Consider the following 17,904-nt stretch of genomic DNA (forward strand, 5'->3'; position numbering starts at 1 on the left):
GGGACTTGCCAACACCATTCGGATATGGCGAACAATGGCGATGGACAGTCTCGACCGGATGCGCCTGCTTGCCCGTGTGATCGAGCGCGGCAGCTTCACCGCGGCGGCCGCCGATCTGTCGATGTCGCGATCGACCGCGACCGAGGCGATCAAGGACCTCGAGGCGCGGCTGGGGGTGAGGCTGCTCGAACGCACCACGCGCCATGTCAGGCCGACGTTGGACGGCCAGGCCTATTACCAGCGCTGCCTCGCCATCCTTGCCGATGTCGAGGATGCCGAGGCCGGCTTTCAATCGGCGCAGCCGCAGGGCCTTTTGAGGATCGACGTGCACGGCTTCATGGCCCGCCATTTCATCCTGCCGCGGCTCTCCGAATTCCTCGACCGCTATCCCGGGATCGACCTCCATATCGGCGACGGCGACCGGCTGGTCGATCTGGTGCGCGAGGGCATCGACTGCGTGCTGCGTTCCGGCGAACAGGCCGACAGCGGCATGATCGTGCGGCGGGTGGCAACATTGCGCGAAGTCACCTGCGCCAGCCCCGCCTATCTCGAAAAGCATGGCGTGCCGGCAACCCTCGACGATCTCGAAGGCCATCTGATGGTCGGCTTCCGCTCGTCGCGAACCGGCGAGGTCATGCCGCTCGAATTCACCGTCGGCGGCGCGTTGCGATATGTCAGCCTGCCCAGCCGGGTGACGGTCAACGGCTCCGACACGATGGCGGAGCTGGCGCGTCTCGGCTTCGGCCTGGTGCAGGCGCCGCATTACCGCTTCGCCGGGGATTTCGCACGCGGCACGCTTGTCGAAGTGCTGCCGGACTACCCGCCGTCACCGACACCGCTGTCGGCGCTCTACCCGCAGAACCGCCAGCTCGCGCCGCGCGTACGCGTGTTCATCGACTGGGTAACCGGGATTTTTGGCGAGGATGGGACATCGGGCCGGCTGTGATCGTGCACCGGCCGCCGGCTACTTTGCGAAGGGCGATCGGACGAGATAGATATCACGCTTGGGTTTAGTGACAAGATCGGGACCGGGCGGCGAGCCGGTGCGACTTGAGGGCGGGCGCGCCGCCGGCGCCCATGAGGTGACCGGCCGGATCGGGTGATGGTCCTGCTGCAACCAACGTGTTGACCGAATGCAGTAGCCAATAGGGAAGCTCCAGTGAGAAGATTTCTTATAGTCGGCGCGATTATGCTCGCAACCTACGGCGCCTCGCACGCCCAGACGGTGGACGAAGGCATCCACCGCGACGCTCATGGGCCGTCGACGATGTGCGGTTTCCATGGTGCTGACGCAATGGATCTGGTCAAGCAGGTGAGGGCGTCTCCAGCCTTGCGTCGGGTTGCTGCCTCATCGCGCTTCGAACTGTTCGTTTCTGCTGACGGGCTGACGCAGTGGAGTTTCACAAGGCCCACCGAACAGGCGTATCCCGCCATAACCTGCAATCACCTCAGCAGGGACCGGCAGGGCAGTTTGTACCAAACACGGACTATGCGATGCGAAGCGGGTCGCCGGGCATGCGATAGGCTCTTTGCCGAGTTCCAGCAGCTGGACGAGCGATTCCGGCGGGCGATGCGCAAGTAGGGTTCAGACAATTTGGCGCGGGGCGCCTCGCCACTTGCGGGCTTCCGCAAGCGCGGCCTATCGCGTATTGGCGCGGGACCTCTCCTTTGGCCTTTCCCGGAAAACCATGATTCGTCTCGAAAGCATCAGCAAGCAGAACGGCAGGCAGATCGTCTTCATTGAAGCCTCCGCGGCGTTGCAGAAGGGCGAGAAGGTCGGGCTGGTCGGGCCTAACGGCGCCGGCAAGACGACGCTGTTTCGCATGATCAACGGCGAGGAGCAACCCGACGAAGGCCAGGTCTCGGTCGATCGCGGCGTCACCATCGGCTATTTCAGCCAGGATGTCGGCGACATGTCCGGCCGCAGCGCCGTTGCCGAAGTGATGGACGGCGCCGGGCCGGTGAGCGAAGTGGCGGCCGAGATGCGCGAACTCGAGCATGCCATGGGCGATCCCGATTGCGCCGGTGAAATGGACGAGATCATCGCCCGCTACGGCGAGGCACAGCATCGCTTCGAGGAGCTCGACGGCTACGCGCTGGATGGGCGTGCCCGCGAGGTGCTGGACGGCCTCGGCTTCAGCCAGGAGACGATGGACGGCGACGTCCGCAAGCTGTCGGGCGGCTGGAAAATGCGCGTGGCGCTGGCCAGGATCCTTTTGATGCGGCCCGACGCCATGCTGCTCGACGAACCGAGCAACCATCTCGACCTCGAAAGCCTGATCTGGCTGGAGCAGTTCCTGAAGAATTATGACGGTGCGCTGCTGATGACCTCCCACGACCGCGAGTTCATGAACCGCATCGTCAACAAGGTGGTCGAGATCGACGGCGGTTCCCTGACCGCTTACTCCGGCAACTACGAATTCTACCAGCAGCAGCGCGCGATTGCCGACCGGCAGCAGCAGGCGCAGTTCGAGCGCCAGCAGGCGATGCTGGCCAAGGAGATCGCCTTCATCGAGCGCTTCAAGGCACGTGCCTCGCATGCCGCCCAGGTGCAGAGCCGGGTGAAGAAGCTGGACAAGATCGACCGTGTCGAGCCGCCCAAGCGGCGCCAGAAGGTGTCGTTCGATTTCCAGCCGGCGCCGCGCTGCGGCGAGGACGTGGTGACGCTGAAGAACGTGCACAAGGGCTATGGCAGCCGCTCGATCTACGAGGGATTGGATTTTCAGGTGCGCCGCCGCGAGCGCTGGTGCATCATGGGCGTCAACGGCGCCGGCAAGTCGACGCTGCTGAAGCTGGTGGCTGGCGCTTCCGAGCCGGACAATGGCACGGTGGCGCGCGGGCCCAGCGTCAAGATGGGCTATTTCGCCCAGCACGCCATGGAAGTGCTGGAGGGCGAGCGCACCGTGTTCCAGACACTGGAAGACGCGTTTCCGCAGGCCGGTCAGGCGCCGCTCAGGGCACTGGCCGGCTGCTTCGGCTTTTCCGGCGACGAGATCGAGAAGAAATGCCGCGTGCTGTCGGGCGGCGAGAAGGCGCGGCTGGTGATGGCGTTGATGCTGTTCGACCCGCCCAATTTGCTGGTGCTGGACGAGCCGACCAACCACCTCGACATCGCCACCAAGGAGATGCTGATCACGGCGCTGTCGCAGTACGAGGGGACCATGCTGTTCGTCTCGCACGACCGCCATTTCCTGGCAGCGCTGTCGAACCGGGTGCTGGAACTGACGCCCGAGGGCATCCACACCTATGGCGGCGGCTATACCGAATATGTCGAGCGCACCGGGCAGGAGGCGCCGGGGTTGCGGAGCTGAGGCCGGCTCTGCCGCTAACGGTTACCTAGCGCTCGATTCCGGAAGCGAAAGCATGAGCTGCTCAGACGTGTATCGCAATTTCGCGCAGCGGATCGCCGCCGTCGATGAACAGCCGGCCTTGCGCGGTCAACGCGGCGCCGAGCCGTTGCAGGGCGATTTTTCCTGCTTCGGGATGACGCCCGTCCAGCGCGCCGACGCGCACCGCAACGGCAATGTCGAAGTGCTTCTCGTCCGCCTCCAACTCGAAATCCTCGATGGCGACCTGGCGAAGACTCAGCCGGCCTGCCGCAATCTCGGCGCGTGAGGCGGCCCCGGCCTGTGCGATGGCCTTGGCCGAGCGGTCGATCGCCAGCACGTGCCCGTCGCCGATCCGGCGCGCGATCTCGCGCGCTGCGGCACCCGGTCCGCAGCCGATCTCCAGCACTCGCATGCCCTGCCGCAAGGGCAGCGCATCGACGATGGCCAAAAGCCTTGGCGACAAGTCGTTCGCCATACCCTCTTCTCCAGCTTTTTCGCGATCCGAGATTAGCGACCACGCCCGGCGACGGGAAGGCCGAGAGACGCGGGCATTGCCGATGGGGTCAGCTGGTGTTTTGGGTACTGGTTGAGGAGGGGGAATGATCGACATCGAAGAGGTCGACGATCCGGTCTCGACCGCGGGCGACCGGGCGGACCCCGAGCGGCCCGGCGTCGTTGACCTGAGGGGTAGGGAGGGAACTGGCGCCGAGCCTAACCGGTTGGGGGGTAGATCACCGGCCGTTTATGTGTATACGCTCAAGCTAATATAAGAGCAAGCTAATGTTTTGCGTCAGCGATGTGGGCGATTGTCCTGATCAGTGGCCGGTTGTGGCTTCCTGCCGCGCCCTCCAACCCGGCCAAACACCGCTTATTGCCTTCAAGTCCTGGCTCCAATGCTGTACCCCGGCCCGAAATTCAAGGAGCCTGCGATGACCTCACATCCCGACATCCCCGACGCCGGCATGGCGGTCGATGCGGCCGGCGTGGCAGCCGATGACCGGCGCGCTCGCGAGGCGGATGCCGCATGGCAGGACGATGTCCGCGAGGGCGTGCGGCATATAGGCGATCTGGATTCGCTGCCGCTGTCGCCGGCCGAGCGGGCGGCGGCCGAAGCCGCGGCCACGCGCCACAAGGTTCGCATTCCCAAGTCTTATCTCGACCTGATCGACTGGAACGACCCCGCCGATCCGATACGGCTTCAGGTCATCCCGTCGCCCGACGAACTGGCAGAACAGGAGGGCGAGCTCGACGATCCGATCGCCGACCACCCCTTCAGTCCCGTGCCGAGATTGACGCATCGACATGCCGACCGGGTTCTGTTGTTCCCGACCTATCAATGCGCGGTCTATTGCCGGTTCTGCTTTCGCAAGGAGCAGCTGACCTCGATCGGCCGCGGCTATACGCGCGAAGCTCTCGATGAAGCCTTCGCCTATATCGCGGCCCATCCGGAAATCCGCGAGGTGATCCTGACCGGTGGCGACCCGCTGTCCTTGCCGGATAAGGCGCTGGCGGAAATCCGTGCCCGCGTCGAGGCGATCCAGCATGTGCGGCTGTTGCGCATCCACACTCGCGTGCCCGTCGCGCTGCCGTCGCGCGTCACCGGCGGGCTGGTTCAAGCCCTGCAAGGCCGACTGATGGTCACCGTCGTCACCCATTTCAACCACCCACGCGAAATCACCGAGGCGACTGAGCGGGCCTGCCGCACGTTGCGGCAGGGCGGCTTCGTGCTGCTGAACCAGAGCGTTCTGCTGAAAGGCGTGAACGACACGGTGGAGGTGCTGGAAGAGCTGTGCCGCGAGCTGATGTATCGCCTTGGCGTCAAACCCTATTACCTGCACCACGGCGATCTCGTGCGCGGCATGGCGCACCGGCGCACCACGATCGCCGAGGGCCAGGCGCTGGTCAGCGCCTTGCGTGCGCGCCTGTCGGGCATCTGCAATCCCGTCTACGTGCTGGACCTGCCGGACGGCGGAGGGAAAGTGCCGCTCGGCCAGTCCTATCTCGAGGCCCGGGAGGGGGAGACGTGGCGGATACGTGGCCAGGATGGGGCGGTGCGGGCGTACAGGGAGGTTGCTGGGGAGTAGGGGGGCGCGCAGCCGCCGAACCGTCGAGGTCGCGTTCAGCTTATGTAGTAATGTCCCATATAGATATCATGGTCTAGACAGGACATGTTCGGTTCTGGGAATGTGCATTGGACGTTCCGCTAGTTTAGTCAACTAATATATATCGCCCAACTGATGTCGTCGTTTTTGGGCTAGCGGGAAAACCTGCCTGCTGCTTGTACGACGGTGCCTAGGGGCACATTTTACAATCGGCTGGCAAAGCTCGCTTTTGTTGATGTCAGCCTAAATCCGGCCGGTGTTTCGATGCGGTGCTGAGGCTATAAAGCTGTTCAACCGGGCGGCATCGAGACGCATTTCGGCCGGTCGAGAGGGTTGTGGTGATCGACGGAACGCCAAATGTGATCTTGCTGATCGGCAGCGCCCCGGATGTGGTGCGCTGCGCGGCCTGGCCCAAGCAGGCCTTCGGCAAGATTGTCGCCATCAACAACGCCTGGCGCGTGCGCCCTGACTGGGATTTCCTCGTCCATGCCGGCGATTTCCCGGCGGAGCGGATGCCGCAAGGCGATCCCCTGCAGCAGGCGCAGATCTTCAGCGCCTCGCATTACGTGCCGGCGCAAAACAGCTTTGGCGGCTTCGTCTATGCCGGCGGCACTATGTCGATGACGGCGGCCTACTGGACGATCCACAGCCAGAAGCCGGACGTGCTGGCATTCCTTGGCTGCGACATGATCTACGACCAGCCCGGCAACACGCATTTTTACGGCGTCGGCCGCGCCGATCCGCTGCGCAACGACGTCACCCTGCGCAATCTCGAGGCGAAGTCGGCCCGCCTGCTCATCCATGCGCTTCGGCGCGGCTGCCTGTGCGTCAACCTATCCGACCTGCCCCGCAGCCGGCTGATCTTCCCGCGGCTGACGCTCGATGAACTCGGCGCGCTTTCTTCCTCGCAGCTTTCGGAAATGAAGGCGGAGATGCTTGCCGGGCTGCGGCTCGATCAGGCGGAGGAGGCCGACAGGATCGAGAAGGAACTCGGCTATTTCTTCGAGGATGGCATGTACTGGAAGCACCTCGACAAACTCGACGAGAAATTCCTGGCCAGCATCGACCGGCTGTGGATGGCGGCGGTGGAGGCGGGCCAGCCGAAGCTCCCGATCTCCCCCACAAGGCGGGAGATCGGCGCGTCGTCCGCTTAGCTTTTGGCCGCCGCGAGCTTGTCTTGCGTCTTCGTCTCGAAATCGCTGGCGTCATGGCGCTCGTGCAGCTGCATCGAAGGCTCGCCGAAGGTGCGGTTGACCATGCGGCCGCGCTTGACCGCCGGCCGCGCGTCGATGGCGTCGGCCCAGCGCTGCACGTTCTTGTACTGCTCCACCTGCAGGAACTCGCCGGAATCGTCATACATGCGGCCCTTGGCCAGCCCGCCATACCAGGGCCACACCGCAATGTCGGCAATCGTGTAGTCGCTGCCGCCTAAATACTCGCTTTCGGCGAGGCGCCGGTCGAGCACGTCCATCTGCCGCTTGGTTTCCATGGCGAAGCGGTCGATGGCATATTCGATCTTCGTCGGCGCATAGGCGTAGAAATGGCCGAAGCCGCCACCGAGATAGGGCGCCGAGCCCATCTGCCAGAACAGCCATGACAGGGTCTCGGCGCGAGCCGGCTGCTCCGTCGGCAGGAATTCGCCGAATTTTTCGGCGAGGTAGAGCAGGATCGAGCCGGATTCGAAGATGCGGACCGGCTTTTTCCCACTGCGGTCCATCATGGCCGGGATCTTCGAGTTGGGGTTGACCTCGACGAAGCCGCTGCCGAACTGGTCGCCGTCGTTGATCCTGATAAGCCAGGCGTCGTATTCGGCGCCGCTGTGGCCGAGCGCCAGAAGTTCCTCCAGCATGATCGTCACCTTGACGCCGTTCGGTGTCGCCAGCGAATAAAGCTGCAGCGGATGCTTGCCGACCGGCAGCTCCTTGTCATGCGTCGGGCCGGCGATCGGCCGGTTGATGCTGGCGAAGGCGCCGCCATTTGGCTTGTTCCAGGTCCAGACTTTTGGCGGCGTGTATTGGTCCGTTGCGTAGTCGTTCATTCGGGAGGCCTTTGGAAGGGTTGGGTTGGGAGGATATCAGAGTATCAACTTGGGTAATGGCGGAGGAACTTTGCATAGGGCAGCTTCGGATAGCCGTAGGTACAGATAGGGCTGCCGGCGCTGTTGCAAAACCCCGGCGCGAACGGCGCGGCGCCGGCCCCTTGCGCCTGATCACCTGCGCCATACCTATAGCCCATATCAGCCTGCGAACATTGCCAGGAACCAAAGCATGAATATCGAACCCCTTTTGCGATCCATCGTGGCCGTCCGCGCCACCGTGCCGGAGGACGCCTTCACGGCAAACGCACTTGGCACCCGCCGCGAGGGCAGCGGCGTGGTCATCCGCGGCGACGGGCTGGTGCTCACCATCGGCTATCTCATCACCGAAGCGGAGGAGGTCTGGCTGGCCGACCAGGACGGGCGCGTGGTTCCCGCCCATGCGCTCGCGTACGACCAGGAGTCGGGCTTCGGCCTGGTGCAGGCGCTGGCGCCGCTCGGGCTGCCCGCCATTGCACTCGGCGATGCGTCCAGGGCGAAGATCGGCGATCCCGTCGTGCTCGCCGACGGCGTCGGCCGCTCGGTGCGGGCGCGGATCGTCACCAAGCAGGAGTTCGCCGGCTATTGGGAATATCTGCTCGACGAGGCGATCTTCACGGCGCCGGCTCACCCCTCATGGGGCGGCGCCGGCCTGATCGGCGCGGATGGCAGGCTGCTCGGCATCGGTTCGCTGCGCCTGCAGATGAGCCGCAACGGCGAGGTCGCCGACATCAACATGGTTGTGCCGATCGATCTGCTGCCGCCCATCCTCGACGATCTGCTGACGCGCGGGCAGGTCGCCAGGCCGCCGCGGCCCTGGCTCGGCGCCTTCTCGGCCGAGAGCGACGGCAAGGTCGTGGTAATGAGCGTCGCCGAGGGCGGTCCGGCCGCCCAGGCGGGCCTTCGCCAGGGCGATGTCATCTCGGATGTCCGCGACACGGCGGTCGACGGGCTCGCCGATTTTTATCGCAAGCTTTGGAAGAGCGGCCCGGCGGGCGCCGAGATCCCGCTCCGGGTGCTGCGCGACGGCCGCGAAACCTGGCTGCGCGTCAAGTCCGCCGATCGCAACAGCCTGCTGTGGAAGCCGCCGCTGCAGTGAGGCAACCGAAACCTCTCACTCTCCGCACGCGCTGAAGCCAGTGCCCGGGGTCCATTCCGCAAATGGGATGACCTTGCCTTCGACCGATACGGTCGCTTGCCTGGTGGTGCCGTCCGCCAGTTTCTTGCTGCTTTTGCCCTTGCCGGTCAGCACATTGTAGTCGCAGTCGCCGGCAACATTGTCGTCCATGTAATCCCAATACTCGTAGGCGAAACCGGCGACGACGAACGTGCCATTGCGCCAGGCGAGCGTCAGCGTCTTGTTGGTCCGCTCGCTGCCGATCTCCATCGCCGGGATATAGAGCTTGATCGAGCCGTTGGGGAGCGCGGTGAGTTCTGGCTCGGTGTCGGATGTGGCGGGGCCTGGCCGGTCGTAGTTCTTCCATTCACCGTAAATCTGTTCATGCACGACCCCGGCAGGTCTGAGAAAATCGCCGTCGCCGTCCCTGAGGAACAAATGCAGGTCCATGGGATGGCCGGGCTCGGTCTCGACGATCATCGCCAGATCGGCGGCACCGTCGCCGTTCCAGTCGCCGGTCGCCGCCGTGATGATCTTCTGCGTCTCGATCGGCTCCGCCAGGGCGGCGGCCGGCAGCAGCAGGACCAGACCGAATATTGTCGATCGCATGTAAATCCCCCGAGCTTGGGCAGGCCTGAGACGCAAGCGCTTCTCAGGAGGCCCGGCTCTGCCGCATCTCGGAACGGCTCGTCTCGTTGAGCAGCCGGCAGAGCGAAACCGCTTCACGACGACTCAGGCCGATCAGCGCGATTTCCGAAAATTGCGCCGGCAGATCATGAACGATGTCCCACACCATCCATCGGCCGTTCGGCTCCATGACACATTCGTAGCGCAATAGTTGTTCCTGCATCCGACCCCCGGCTTTGCTCACCGGACTGGTACAGTGTCGAGGTAAATGAGTTGTTGCGCCGCGAGAGTATTCCGCGGCTGTCAAAACCAGGCGTTGAATCCCGCAGCCGCGACGCGCGAGCAGCGGCCCGCACCGGGCCGATGGTGCCGATACGCTCGACAAGGCGGCAGGGGCAGGGACGCTTCTGGCGTGAACGGAGGCCGCCGCCAAAATTTGGATCAGGCGTTGCGGCTGGCCATATGGGCGTCGAGCTTCCTCCTCGAGGGGCCGTAACGCTTGATGATGGTTGCGGCCTCGCTTTGCGGTATGCCGTATTTGCGGGCAAAAGCAGCGACCTCGTAAGGCTCTTCGCTGGAGACCAGTTTGCGATCCTGCTTGGTCTTGGATTTGTCGTCGGCCATGGCGTCCTCCATCACATCTGGTCGTTATAGGGCTCCTTGGTCCGGCCGACCATCCTGGCCAGTTCGGCAAAGGACGGTACGCCGGTTTCACCCTGGGCATTGTTGGCCGCCTGCAGCAGCCTGAGCGGAAAGCAGACGGCGTCGCGGTTGGATGGCGACATGTCTTCATAGAGACGCTCGTCGCTGGTCATCGCCGCCTCGGCCCGGCGCAACGCGATGTCGACCTCGTCGACCGATAATAGGCCCTTGTGGACCAGCGCGTTGTTGACGGCCGCGATCGCCATCATCAGTCCTTCGAGCTGGAGATTGGCGACGTTCATCGTCTTGCGTCCTTGCCGGACTTCTTGGCGGTGGCCTTGTCGTCTGGCCGGATCGCTGCGCGGGGCGGGTTCTGGCCCTCCGAATGCCGGGTCTTGTCGTCGAAATCGTCAGCCGGCCTGGTCAATCCCATGCCGCCGGGCGGTGGCTTGTTGCCGGCCGCATCCTGCGAGAATTCGTCGGCAGCGTCGGGGCTCGTCTTTGCCGGATATTTCCTCGCTCCGGTCTCGTAGCGGTTCGGGTCGTCGGCCATGTCCTGTGCTCCGGTTGCAATGAGCAGATAACTTTCATGCGGCAGCAGCGGTTCCGTGGCGAAATCGACCTTGCCGGTGCGCAAGCCTTCGCAATCTGTCGGGTTTAGTGCATTCTTGTGCATGCCAACCATGCTTCGCTCCGACGCGCCGGCAAAATGCTGCTCCTACTGCGGCGGGCGCGACCACGACTACGAGGATTGCCCGAAGCGCAAAAGCGATGCCGAACGGCAGAAGGAGACGCCAGGCAACGCGCACCTGCCCGCTGCCGCGACTGCAGGGGAAATCCGCTAGCCAGCCTGAACCACCCCGCCGGTCCGGCCGGCCGGCGCGAAGGTCCTTCCGTATCCGGAGGATTGCAATGCCGCCACTATTGTGGGCAAAAGCAGCACGGGCAATCAGGTTGGGGTGGGGCAATGACCGAAACGCAAGGCAGTTCAAGCCGTCCGCAGGGCAAGCCGGGGGCGGCATCGGGGTCGATCGGTTCCGGCCTGATCGCACTCGTCATCGTAGCGCTCGGCGTCTTTGCGCTGTTTGGGTCCTGGTATACGATCGACCAGGGCGACCGCGGCGTGCTCTTGACCAACGGAGCGCTGAGTTCGGTCGTCGATCCCGGACTGCATTTCAAGCTGCCGTGGCTGCAGCGCGTCGAGAAGATCAGCCTGCGCCAGCAGGTGCTCAAATGGGGCTGCGAGAACCAGAACGATTGCAGCGGCCTGCCGGCCATGCAGGCCTATTCGCGCGACCAGCAGCCGGCCGACATGCGCGTCACCGTCAACTTCCACGTGCCGGCCGCCGAAGTCAGCAACGTCTACACCAATTACGGGTCGATCGAGGCACTGGCCGACCGTGTCATTGCCAGGAAAGCACCGCAGGAGATCAAGACGGTGTTCGGCCAGTACGACGCGGTGTCGGTGATCCAGAACCGGGCGAAGTTCAACAAGGATGTCGCCGAGGCCATCGCGGCGGTAACCGACGGCCCGGTGATGATCGACAGCGTGCAGGTCGAGAACATCGATTTCTCCGACGCCTACGAGCAGGCGGTCGAAGCCAGAATGACGGCGCAGGTCGAGGTGCAGAAGCAGGAACAGAACCTGCAGCAGGAAAAGATCAAGGCCGACATCGCCGTCACCCAGGCCAAGGGCCGCGCCGACAGCGTCAAGGCCGAAGCCGAGGCCAGCGCCTACAAGACCAGGGTCGAAGGCGATGCGACCGCGGAAGCCATCAAAGCCCGCGCCGCGGCACTTGCCAACAATCCGCTGCTGGTCGAACTGACCAAAGCCGAGAAGTGGGACGGGGAGTTGCCGAAGTCGATGATCCCGGGTTCGACAGTGCCGTTCCTCGAACTCAGCACGCCCGCCGCAGCAGCGAACTGAGGCGCGGCGTCGCGGCGCACAAACCAGGTCAGGGCGGCGGCGCGGTAGCCGTTCCCGGTGCGGTCACGGCTGAAGCACGGCGCCTTGGGCGATTGCTTGCGTTTTCCTGAGAAAAGCCGCCAGCAGTTCCGTTCCCGCCGGCCAGTCGCCGAGACCGCTGTCGCCATTGATGTGGCCAAGCGGCCCGGCGATATGGAGATCGCTGCCCCAGCGCTCGGAGTTCGCCCTGACATAGTCCAGCGAGCCGTAGGGATCGTTGGTGCTGGCGACAATCAGCGACGGAAAGCGAAGCCGTTGCTGCGGCGCGTCGGCGAAGGCCAGGGCGGAGGAGGGGAAGGCCGGCGACGCCGGGTCCGGAACCGCGACCAGCAACGCGCCGCTGATCTCGCGGGTGGAGATCCGCTGCCAGTGTACGACGAGCAGACAGCCGAGGCTATGGGCGACGAGCACGGGTGGTGTCTTTGCCAGGCCTACAGCGGTGTCCAGCGCAGCCACCCAGTCGTCGAAATCCGGCGCGTCCCAACTCGCCGGGTTGAACCGACGCATCGCCGGGTTTGCCTGCTGCCAATGCGTCTGCCAATGGGCTTTGCCCGATCCGCCGATGCCCGGCACAATGATGAAGTCGGTCATGCGAAGCCCTTCTTTCCTGATGCGGCGCGTGCAATTCTAGGTCTTCTCCCGGGCGGCGGAATGAGAGGTCATCGGAAAGCAGCGAAGAAATCCGATGGATTAAAGGCGATCATGCGAAACAGCGATTATCGGCCAAGGCTCGATCCCACCGATCTGGCGATCATCGAGATCATGCAGGAGGACGGCCGCATCGGCATCTCCGAGCTTGGCCGCCGCGTCGGCCTGTCCCAGCCCGCCACCTCGGAACGGGTGAAGCGGCTGGAGGAGCGCGGCGTCATCACCGGCTACAAGGCGGTGATCAATTCGGCAGCGCTCGGGCTCGGCACCATGGCGGTCATCCGCCTGCGCACCACGCATGTGCATATCCAGGCCTGCCTGAAGAAGTTCGCCCAATTGCCGGAGGTGGTCGAGGTGCTGCGGGTGACCGGCGAGGACTGTTTTCTGGTCAAGGTCGTGGTCCCGTCACCGCCCGATCTTGAAAGCATCGTCGACAGCATCGGCCACTACGGCACGGTGACGACAAATGTGGTTCTGCGCGCCGAGCAACCGAAGCGGCTGGGACGCGAATTGATGACCAGGGCCTGACCGGTCTATCGCTTGGTCTGCGTATGCCCGACGGCATTGGCGAACGAGATGCCGCCCTTGATCTCGCGCATCGCCATCGAGGTGATCGTGCGCCGCACGCCGGGCAGCCGGCTGAGCTCCTCGCGCAGCATCCTGTCGAGCGCCATCATGTCGACGGTGACGATCTGCAGGAGATAATCGGCCTCGCCTGTCGTGGCGTGGCAGCGGCGGATCAGCGGATGCTTTTTGACCGCCGCCTCGAAGGCGTCCGACAGTTCGAAATCGATCGACACCTGGATGAAGGCTTCGATGCCGAAGCCGAGCTTGGCCGGGTCGATCAGGGTCGAGTAGCCGCGGATGACGCCGGCGTCCTCCAGCGTCTTGACCCGCTTCCAGCACGGCGTCTTGCTCAAGCCGACCTCATCGGCGAGCGCGGCAAAGGAGATGCGGGCCTCGCGTTCGAGCGCCGCGACGATCTTCCGGTCGACCGCATCCAGCATCATTCGTTCTTCCAATCTGCTTCAGAGACAACTTTCGTCCTTCGTTTCCTGCCAATCGAATAACAGAAAGGGACAATGTTCGGCAAGAAAGCGATTAGACTCAAGCGACCGGGATCCAACAAGCGCCTGCGGCCCGGCGGCCGCGGCAAGGAGCATGGCCATGGATAAGCAGGACTATTATGCCCGCATCGAAAAGCCTGAGATGCGCGACTATGGCGTCTACCTCAAATGCGACAGCCTGCTTGCCTGCCAGAAGCCGCTGGCCGAGATGGTGAATGCCGACGAGCTGCAGTTCCAGATCGTTCACCAGGTCGAGGAGCTGTGGATGAAGCTCATCGCCTACACGCTGGTCGATGTCGTCGATTTCCTGGAAAGGCAGGACACGCATCGCATCGTCACGCTGATGGCGCGCGTGCACCGGCTGATGCGGCTGATGACGGCGCAGCTCGACCTGCTCGAAACCATGTCGCCGAAGGAGTACCAGCAGATCCGGCTGCAGCTCGGCAATGGCAGCGGCCAGGAATCACCGGGCTTCAAGCAGCTGCTGCGCCTGCCGCCCGATCTGTGGCGAGCCTTCAAGACGTCCTACCTCGACGGCCGCGGCCTCTCGGTCGAGGACGTCTACGATGCCGGCTACGATCACGGCGACAGCTATGTCGTGGCCGAAGCGCTGGTCGAGTTCGACGAGCTGTTCCAGAAATTCCGTGCCAACCACCTCTACCTCATCCACCGCACGATCGGCCTCGGCGCGAAATCGCTGAAAGGCCGGCCGGTCGAATTGCTGGAGGCCGGCGCCCGCCACCGCTTCTTCCCGGAACTCTGGGACATACGCTGGGCGATGACCGACCGCTGGGGCAGCCAGTATGGAACGGTGCGGGAGCCGATCAGCCAGCCAGGGGCCAAGGTGAGGTAGTCCTGAACCTGGTTGCTCGCCCCAATAGAGGCGGGCAATCGCATACGGGGGTCCCCCTCATCCGGCCGCTTCGCGGCCACCTTCTCGCCGCTGGGGAGAAGAGCCTGGCACCAACGCAGGCGACCTCCTCTCCTCTCGGGGAGAGGTCGGATTGCCCCGAATTGCCCTTCGCAATTCGGTTGGCAATCCGGGTGAGGGCACTTGCCCATATGCGCCCTGCCTCCACTGGGCGAGGAACCCAATCCTGCAAGGCCTCCTCGCCCCGCGCTTGTATCTCTCAGGTTTTTCGGGGGATGATGTCGGGCTTGCGGCCGGTGGTGCGTCCTTGGGGCACAACCACGTAACTCTTGGGAGGACATCATGACCTTGGAAACCGCTCAATCAACCGTCCAGTCGCCGTGGCAGACCGCGGCAATCCTTATCGCCCGCCTGATCTTCGCTGCCGTCTTCCTGATGGCCGTCATCTTCAAATTCGTCGATATCGGCGCCACCGCCGGCTATATCGCGGCGGCCGGGTTTCCATTCCCGCTGTTCCTGGCCTGGTGCGCAGCCCTGCTCGAGGTCGTCCTCGTCCTATGCTTCCTGACCGGCGCCTTCTTCTCCTGGGCAGCACTCGTCGCAGGCGCCTATGTGCTGTTCCTGGGCTTCGCCTTCCACGGGCCGTCGCACTGGGCCGGCAACCAGGCGGAGTTCGGCTTCTTCGTCGATCACTTCACCTTCCTGGCCGGGCTGCTGTTCGCCGCCGTGCACGGGCCGGGCCGCGTCCTGGCGCTGAGGCTTGGCAGGGGGTGATCCGGAATTTTGGATCCGGCGTTCCGCAAAGGCGCTCAGAAGGGTGGCTGCGACAATGGCGGTCGGGTCTATGACCGCGACCAGGGCCAGATCGGCAGCACGATCCGCATCAGCATCGTCGTGACGATCGAGAGCGGCCGGGTACCGTCATTCCGGCCATCCGCAGGTCGAGCGCAATAAAAGCGACAGCTAAAGTACGAGCGTTCGAGGTTTATGCTTTTAGTAGATGCGCCTGCATTCCCCTCTGTACTTCCAACTTTCCGCGGGCTAAGCAAGACACGGGTCTTGAGGGGGAATTCATGAACATCGCCACGCGTTTTGCTGCCGCCATGATCGGCGCGTCACTGCTTGCCGGCTGCACAACGTTGACCGAAGGCGAATTCAACACGATGCATGCCACGCTTGAAGGCAGCCCTGTCACCAAGCGCACGGCGATCAACGAATGCATTGCACGCGAGAGGTCCACCCCGCTCGCCGAAAGAAAGACTTTCGCGGCGTTCATGAATGTCAGTGTCGCCAAGCACGATAGCGCATTCTGTAATCGGCTCTATAATGCCGTTGCAAATGGCAGGCTAACTTATGCGGACTACCGCAGGCTGTCCTCACCGACCGCCGACAACAGCAAGGTGATCAAGATCCTGCAGGGGCGCTAGCCTGCCGGCCTGGCGCGTCGTTCCGATAGCGGCGGCAGTTCTGATCGCTGCGTCACATCTGGTCGTTGTAAGGTTCCTTGATCTGGCCGACCATGCGCGCCAGTTTCGAGAAGGACGGCATGTCCGTCTCCGGCTGACATTGATTGGCCAACTCCAGCAGTCGGATCGGGAAGTTGACGGCATCGCGGCTCGACGCCGACATGCCCTCGGACCTTTCCTCGTTGGTCTCGCTGGCTTCGGCCTTGCGCAAGGCGATGTCTATCTCCTCGACGGAGAGCACGCCCTTGCGGACCAGGACCTGATTGATCGATGCGATGGCCATAAGCAGGCCTTCGAGTTGCAGATTGGCGACGTTCATGGCTTTGCTCCCATTGGCTAGGGTTCAAACGCGCCAATGCCTGTTCTGATCCGGACGGCGCCGTCTCGTCGGACTTCCCGGTGTGCTTCGCCAACCACCTTCCGATGCGGCAAGGAACGGGTCTTCGTGCTTTTTGCGAGTCATAACGTATTTTGTTCTTGCTTTGTGCCGGCAGCTATGCTACTGACTTGGGTATGGTGCTAATTGGCTCCAACGACCCGCCCGCTGAGGCGGGTTTTTTGTTTCAGGCTTCCTTTTAGATCAAACGTTACGTGAGCTGCCTTCCGTGAAGTCGGCGGGACAGCGCCCCCCTCTGTCCTGCCGGACATCTCCCCCTCTAGTGGGGAGATTGGCTGTCATTGCCGCTTTCGCCAATTTTGTAGGTGCAAAAAGGCGCTGCCGCCAAAGCTGCCGATCTCCCCCCTCGTGGGGGAGATGTCCGGCAGGACAGAGGGGGCGCGAAGGAACACCACCTTGGCGACCGTCTTTTGAGCACAACCTCGCGGCGGGCAAAGGAAATCGCATTTTTTTGCCGCCGCGCCACATTTTGTTCTTGCTTTGTGCCGGCAGCTATGCTACTAATTTGGGTATGGTGCCAATTGGCTCCAACGACCCGCCCGCCGAGGCGGGTTTTTTGTTTCAGGCCGGTTTGGAGACGATCACGGCGAGTGAGGCTAGCTTTCCGTCACTCAGGCTTCGGATGTAGTTGCGGCGGCGCTGCAGGAATTCCGTGCCCATGACGACTTCATTTGCCTGCTGCTGGGCCGGCGAGGGCACGATGCCGGAATTGGCTCTCTTCAGCGCCAGCTCAACATGTTCGCCGGTTTCGTCGACGATTTCGTCGATGCGAAATCCGGCATCGACAAACAGGGTTTTCAAGGTTTCCCGATCGGCGAGGTGACTGGTCGCGGGTGAAACCGCCCAGGGCACGGGATAGTATGGCTCGCCACCCGCGAGCACGGCTTCGGTCCAGATCAGCCTGCCTCGCGGTTTCAGCACGCGCCGGGCCTCGTCGATGACCGCGGCCTTATTCTCGATGTTCATGCCGACATAGAAGCAGATCGCCGCATCGAAGGTGCTGTCGTCAAAAGGCAGTTTCGTCGCGTCGGCCTGATGGAAGCGAACCTTGTCTGCCAGTCCGCTGAGTGCGGTCAGTCGGCTCGACGCGGCGACAAAGGCTAGAGTCAGGTCGATGCCGTCGACCTCGCAGCCATAGGTCGAGGCCAGAAACCTTGCCGGCCCGCCAATGCCGCTGCCGATATCCAGGATTCGATCTGTCGGCGAAGGGGCAAGACGGGCCGCATGCTCCTGCGTGGCGATCAGTTCGCGGCCATGGAACTGATCGAACGGATAGAGTTGCGCGGCCGCGAGTTTGCCGGCCGGGTCGGCGTCCGGGATCGCGGCCAATATGCGATCGACGATGTCGTCGCTGCCCTCGCTGCCGTAGTGACTGGTGACATTGCCCATGACGCGTTCCCCTCAAGCGCAATCACCATCCCATCAACGCAAGTCTCACGCAATGGCCCACCTTTTTCGCCCCTCCTTCCAGCCGTTCACCGATGAGGGTGCGAGGCCGTCAGTGCATTTTTTTCCGCCGGTGCCACATTTTGTTCTTGCTTTGTGCCGGCAGCTATGCTACTAATCTGGGTATGGTGCTAATTGGCTCCAACGACCCG

Annotated in this window: 23 protein-coding genes; 12 read left to right on the top strand and 11 right to left on the bottom strand. The window is 63.4% G+C overall.

Features of this window, described 5'->3' with window-relative positions:
• Positions 1–40: 40 nt before the first annotated feature.
• Positions 41–946 carry a LysR family transcriptional regulator gene (locus AC0L2Y_RS25725; protein ID WP_473560409.1) on the top strand — a complete coding sequence of 302 codons (906 nt, stop codon included), beginning with the start codon at positions 41–43 and terminating at the stop codon, positions 944–946.
• Positions 947–1,688: 742 nt separating this feature from the next.
• Positions 1,689–3,311: an ABC-F family ATP-binding cassette domain-containing protein gene (locus AC0L2Y_RS25730; protein WP_473560384.1), complete on the top strand. Its 1,623-nt coding sequence runs from the start codon at positions 1,689–1,691 to the stop codon at positions 3,309–3,311.
• Between the two features lie 61 nt (positions 3,312–3,372).
• Here AC0L2Y_RS25730 and AC0L2Y_RS25735 read toward each other — a convergent pair whose 3' ends face one another.
• Positions 3,373–3,804, bottom strand: coding sequence for an SAM-dependent methyltransferase (locus AC0L2Y_RS25735; protein WP_473560386.1), 432 nt, complete (start codon positions 3,802–3,804; stop codon positions 3,373–3,375).
• 124 nt (positions 3,805–3,928) lie between these two features.
• On the opposite strand from AC0L2Y_RS25735, the gene AC0L2Y_RS25740 reads away from it, so the two are divergent.
• From AC0L2Y_RS25740 to AC0L2Y_RS25750, 3 genes are all read left to right on the top strand, one after another.
• Positions 3,929–4,099 (top strand): hypothetical protein, encoded by a 171-nt coding sequence (locus AC0L2Y_RS25740; protein ID WP_023675693.1) that lies wholly within the window; start codon positions 3,929–3,931, stop codon positions 4,097–4,099.
• Between the two features lie 192 nt (positions 4,100–4,291).
• Positions 4,292–5,413, top strand: coding sequence for a KamA family radical SAM protein (locus tag AC0L2Y_RS25745; protein ID WP_473560411.1), 1,122 nt, complete (start codon positions 4,292–4,294; stop codon positions 5,411–5,413).
• A gap of 377 nt (positions 5,414–5,790) precedes the next feature.
• A complete protein-coding gene (locus tag AC0L2Y_RS25750; protein WP_473560388.1) occupies positions 5,791–6,585 on the top strand; it encodes a hypothetical protein in 795 nt (264 codons plus the stop codon).
• On the opposite strand, the gene yghU is transcribed toward AC0L2Y_RS25750, so the two are convergent.
• On the bottom strand, positions 6,582–7,469 hold the full coding sequence (gene yghU / locus AC0L2Y_RS25755; RefSeq protein WP_473560389.1) for a glutathione-dependent disulfide-bond oxidoreductase: 888 nt from the start codon (positions 7,467–7,469) through the stop codon (positions 6,582–6,584). The genes AC0L2Y_RS25750 and yghU overlap by 4 nt on opposite strands.
• A 229-nt stretch (positions 7,470–7,698) precedes the next feature.
• Here yghU and AC0L2Y_RS25760 point away from each other — a divergent pair, with 229 nt between their 5' ends.
• On the top strand, positions 7,699–8,604 hold the full coding sequence (locus AC0L2Y_RS25760; RefSeq protein WP_352564250.1) for a S1C family serine protease: 906 nt from the start codon (positions 7,699–7,701) through the stop codon (positions 8,602–8,604).
• A 15-nt stretch (positions 8,605–8,619) separates the two neighbouring features.
• Here AC0L2Y_RS25760 and AC0L2Y_RS25765 read toward each other — a convergent pair whose 3' ends face one another.
• From AC0L2Y_RS25765 to AC0L2Y_RS25785, 5 genes are all read right to left on the bottom strand, one after another.
• Positions 8,620–9,231: a hypothetical protein gene (locus AC0L2Y_RS25765; protein ID WP_473560391.1), complete on the bottom strand. Its 612-nt coding sequence runs from the start codon at positions 9,229–9,231 to the stop codon at positions 8,620–8,622.
• A 43-nt stretch (positions 9,232–9,274) separates the two neighbouring features.
• A complete protein-coding gene (locus tag AC0L2Y_RS25770; protein ID WP_352661396.1) occupies positions 9,275–9,439 on the bottom strand; it encodes a hypothetical protein in 165 nt (54 codons plus the stop codon).
• A gap of 251 nt (positions 9,440–9,690) precedes the next feature.
• Positions 9,691–9,873 (bottom strand): DUF3606 domain-containing protein, encoded by a 183-nt coding sequence (locus AC0L2Y_RS25775; RefSeq protein WP_352490958.1) that lies wholly within the window; start codon positions 9,871–9,873, stop codon positions 9,691–9,693.
• An 11-nt stretch (positions 9,874–9,884) separates the two neighbouring features.
• Complete coding sequence (locus AC0L2Y_RS25780; protein WP_352661393.1) at positions 9,885–10,193, bottom strand: hypothetical protein; 309 nt, start codon at positions 10,191–10,193, stop codon at positions 9,885–9,887.
• A complete protein-coding gene (locus tag AC0L2Y_RS25785; protein ID WP_473560393.1) occupies positions 10,190–10,576 on the bottom strand; it encodes a hypothetical protein in 387 nt (128 codons plus the stop codon). Before AC0L2Y_RS25785 ends, AC0L2Y_RS25780 begins: the two co-directional genes overlap by 4 nt.
• Between AC0L2Y_RS25785 and AC0L2Y_RS25790 the strand changes: the two genes are divergently transcribed.
• Both AC0L2Y_RS25790 and AC0L2Y_RS25795 read left to right on the top strand, forming a co-directional pair.
• The gene (locus AC0L2Y_RS25790) at positions 10,566–10,736 is read left to right on the top strand and encodes a hypothetical protein (RefSeq protein ID WP_473560395.1); all 171 of its coding nucleotides are present in this window, start codon (positions 10,566–10,568) and stop codon (positions 10,734–10,736) included. The genes AC0L2Y_RS25785 and AC0L2Y_RS25790 overlap by 11 nt on opposite strands.
• A gap of 122 nt (positions 10,737–10,858) precedes the next feature.
• Positions 10,859–11,818: a prohibitin family protein gene (locus tag AC0L2Y_RS25795; RefSeq protein WP_473560396.1), complete on the top strand. Its 960-nt coding sequence runs from the start codon at positions 10,859–10,861 to the stop codon at positions 11,816–11,818.
• Positions 11,819–11,881: 63 nt separating this feature from the next.
• On the opposite strand, the gene AC0L2Y_RS25800 is transcribed toward AC0L2Y_RS25795, so the two are convergent.
• The gene (locus AC0L2Y_RS25800) at positions 11,882–12,448 is read right to left on the bottom strand and encodes an RBBP9/YdeN family alpha/beta hydrolase (RefSeq protein WP_473560398.1); all 567 of its coding nucleotides are present in this window, start codon (positions 12,446–12,448) and stop codon (positions 11,882–11,884) included.
• 111 nt (positions 12,449–12,559) lie between these two features.
• Here AC0L2Y_RS25800 and AC0L2Y_RS25805 point away from each other — a divergent pair, with 111 nt between their 5' ends.
• On the top strand, positions 12,560–13,033 hold the full coding sequence (locus AC0L2Y_RS25805; RefSeq protein WP_352490963.1) for an Lrp/AsnC family transcriptional regulator: 474 nt from the start codon (positions 12,560–12,562) through the stop codon (positions 13,031–13,033).
• A 5-nt stretch (positions 13,034–13,038) separates the two neighbouring features.
• Here AC0L2Y_RS25805 and AC0L2Y_RS25810 read toward each other — a convergent pair whose 3' ends face one another.
• Complete coding sequence (locus AC0L2Y_RS25810; RefSeq protein ID WP_473560401.1) at positions 13,039–13,515, bottom strand: Lrp/AsnC family transcriptional regulator; 477 nt, start codon at positions 13,513–13,515, stop codon at positions 13,039–13,041.
• Positions 13,516–13,672: 157 nt separating this feature from the next.
• Between AC0L2Y_RS25810 and AC0L2Y_RS25815 the strand changes: the two genes are divergently transcribed.
• From AC0L2Y_RS25815 to AC0L2Y_RS25825, 3 genes are all read left to right on the top strand, one after another.
• Positions 13,673–14,425, top strand: coding sequence for a tryptophan 2,3-dioxygenase family protein (locus tag AC0L2Y_RS25815; protein ID WP_473560402.1), 753 nt, complete (start codon positions 13,673–13,675; stop codon positions 14,423–14,425).
• A gap of 360 nt (positions 14,426–14,785) precedes the next feature.
• Positions 14,786–15,217, top strand: coding sequence for a DoxX family protein (locus AC0L2Y_RS25820; RefSeq protein ID WP_254819626.1), 432 nt, complete (start codon positions 14,786–14,788; stop codon positions 15,215–15,217).
• Between the two features lie 299 nt (positions 15,218–15,516).
• Positions 15,517–15,870 carry a hypothetical protein gene (locus AC0L2Y_RS25825; RefSeq protein ID WP_352490967.1) on the top strand — a complete coding sequence of 118 codons (354 nt, stop codon included), beginning with the start codon at positions 15,517–15,519 and terminating at the stop codon, positions 15,868–15,870.
• Positions 15,871–15,922: 52 nt separating this feature from the next.
• On the opposite strand, the gene AC0L2Y_RS25830 is transcribed toward AC0L2Y_RS25825, so the two are convergent.
• Together AC0L2Y_RS25830 and AC0L2Y_RS25835 are read right to left on the bottom strand one after the other, a co-directional pair.
• On the bottom strand, positions 15,923–16,228 hold the full coding sequence (locus AC0L2Y_RS25830; protein WP_023675713.1) for a hypothetical protein: 306 nt from the start codon (positions 16,226–16,228) through the stop codon (positions 15,923–15,925).
• 639 nt (positions 16,229–16,867) lie between these two features.
• Positions 16,868–17,695, bottom strand: coding sequence for a class I SAM-dependent methyltransferase (locus tag AC0L2Y_RS25835; protein WP_473560404.1), 828 nt, complete (start codon positions 17,693–17,695; stop codon positions 16,868–16,870).
• Between the last annotated feature and the right edge of the window lie 209 nt (positions 17,696–17,904).

The sequence above is a fragment of the Mesorhizobium sp. WSM4830 genome (assembly GCF_055811495.1).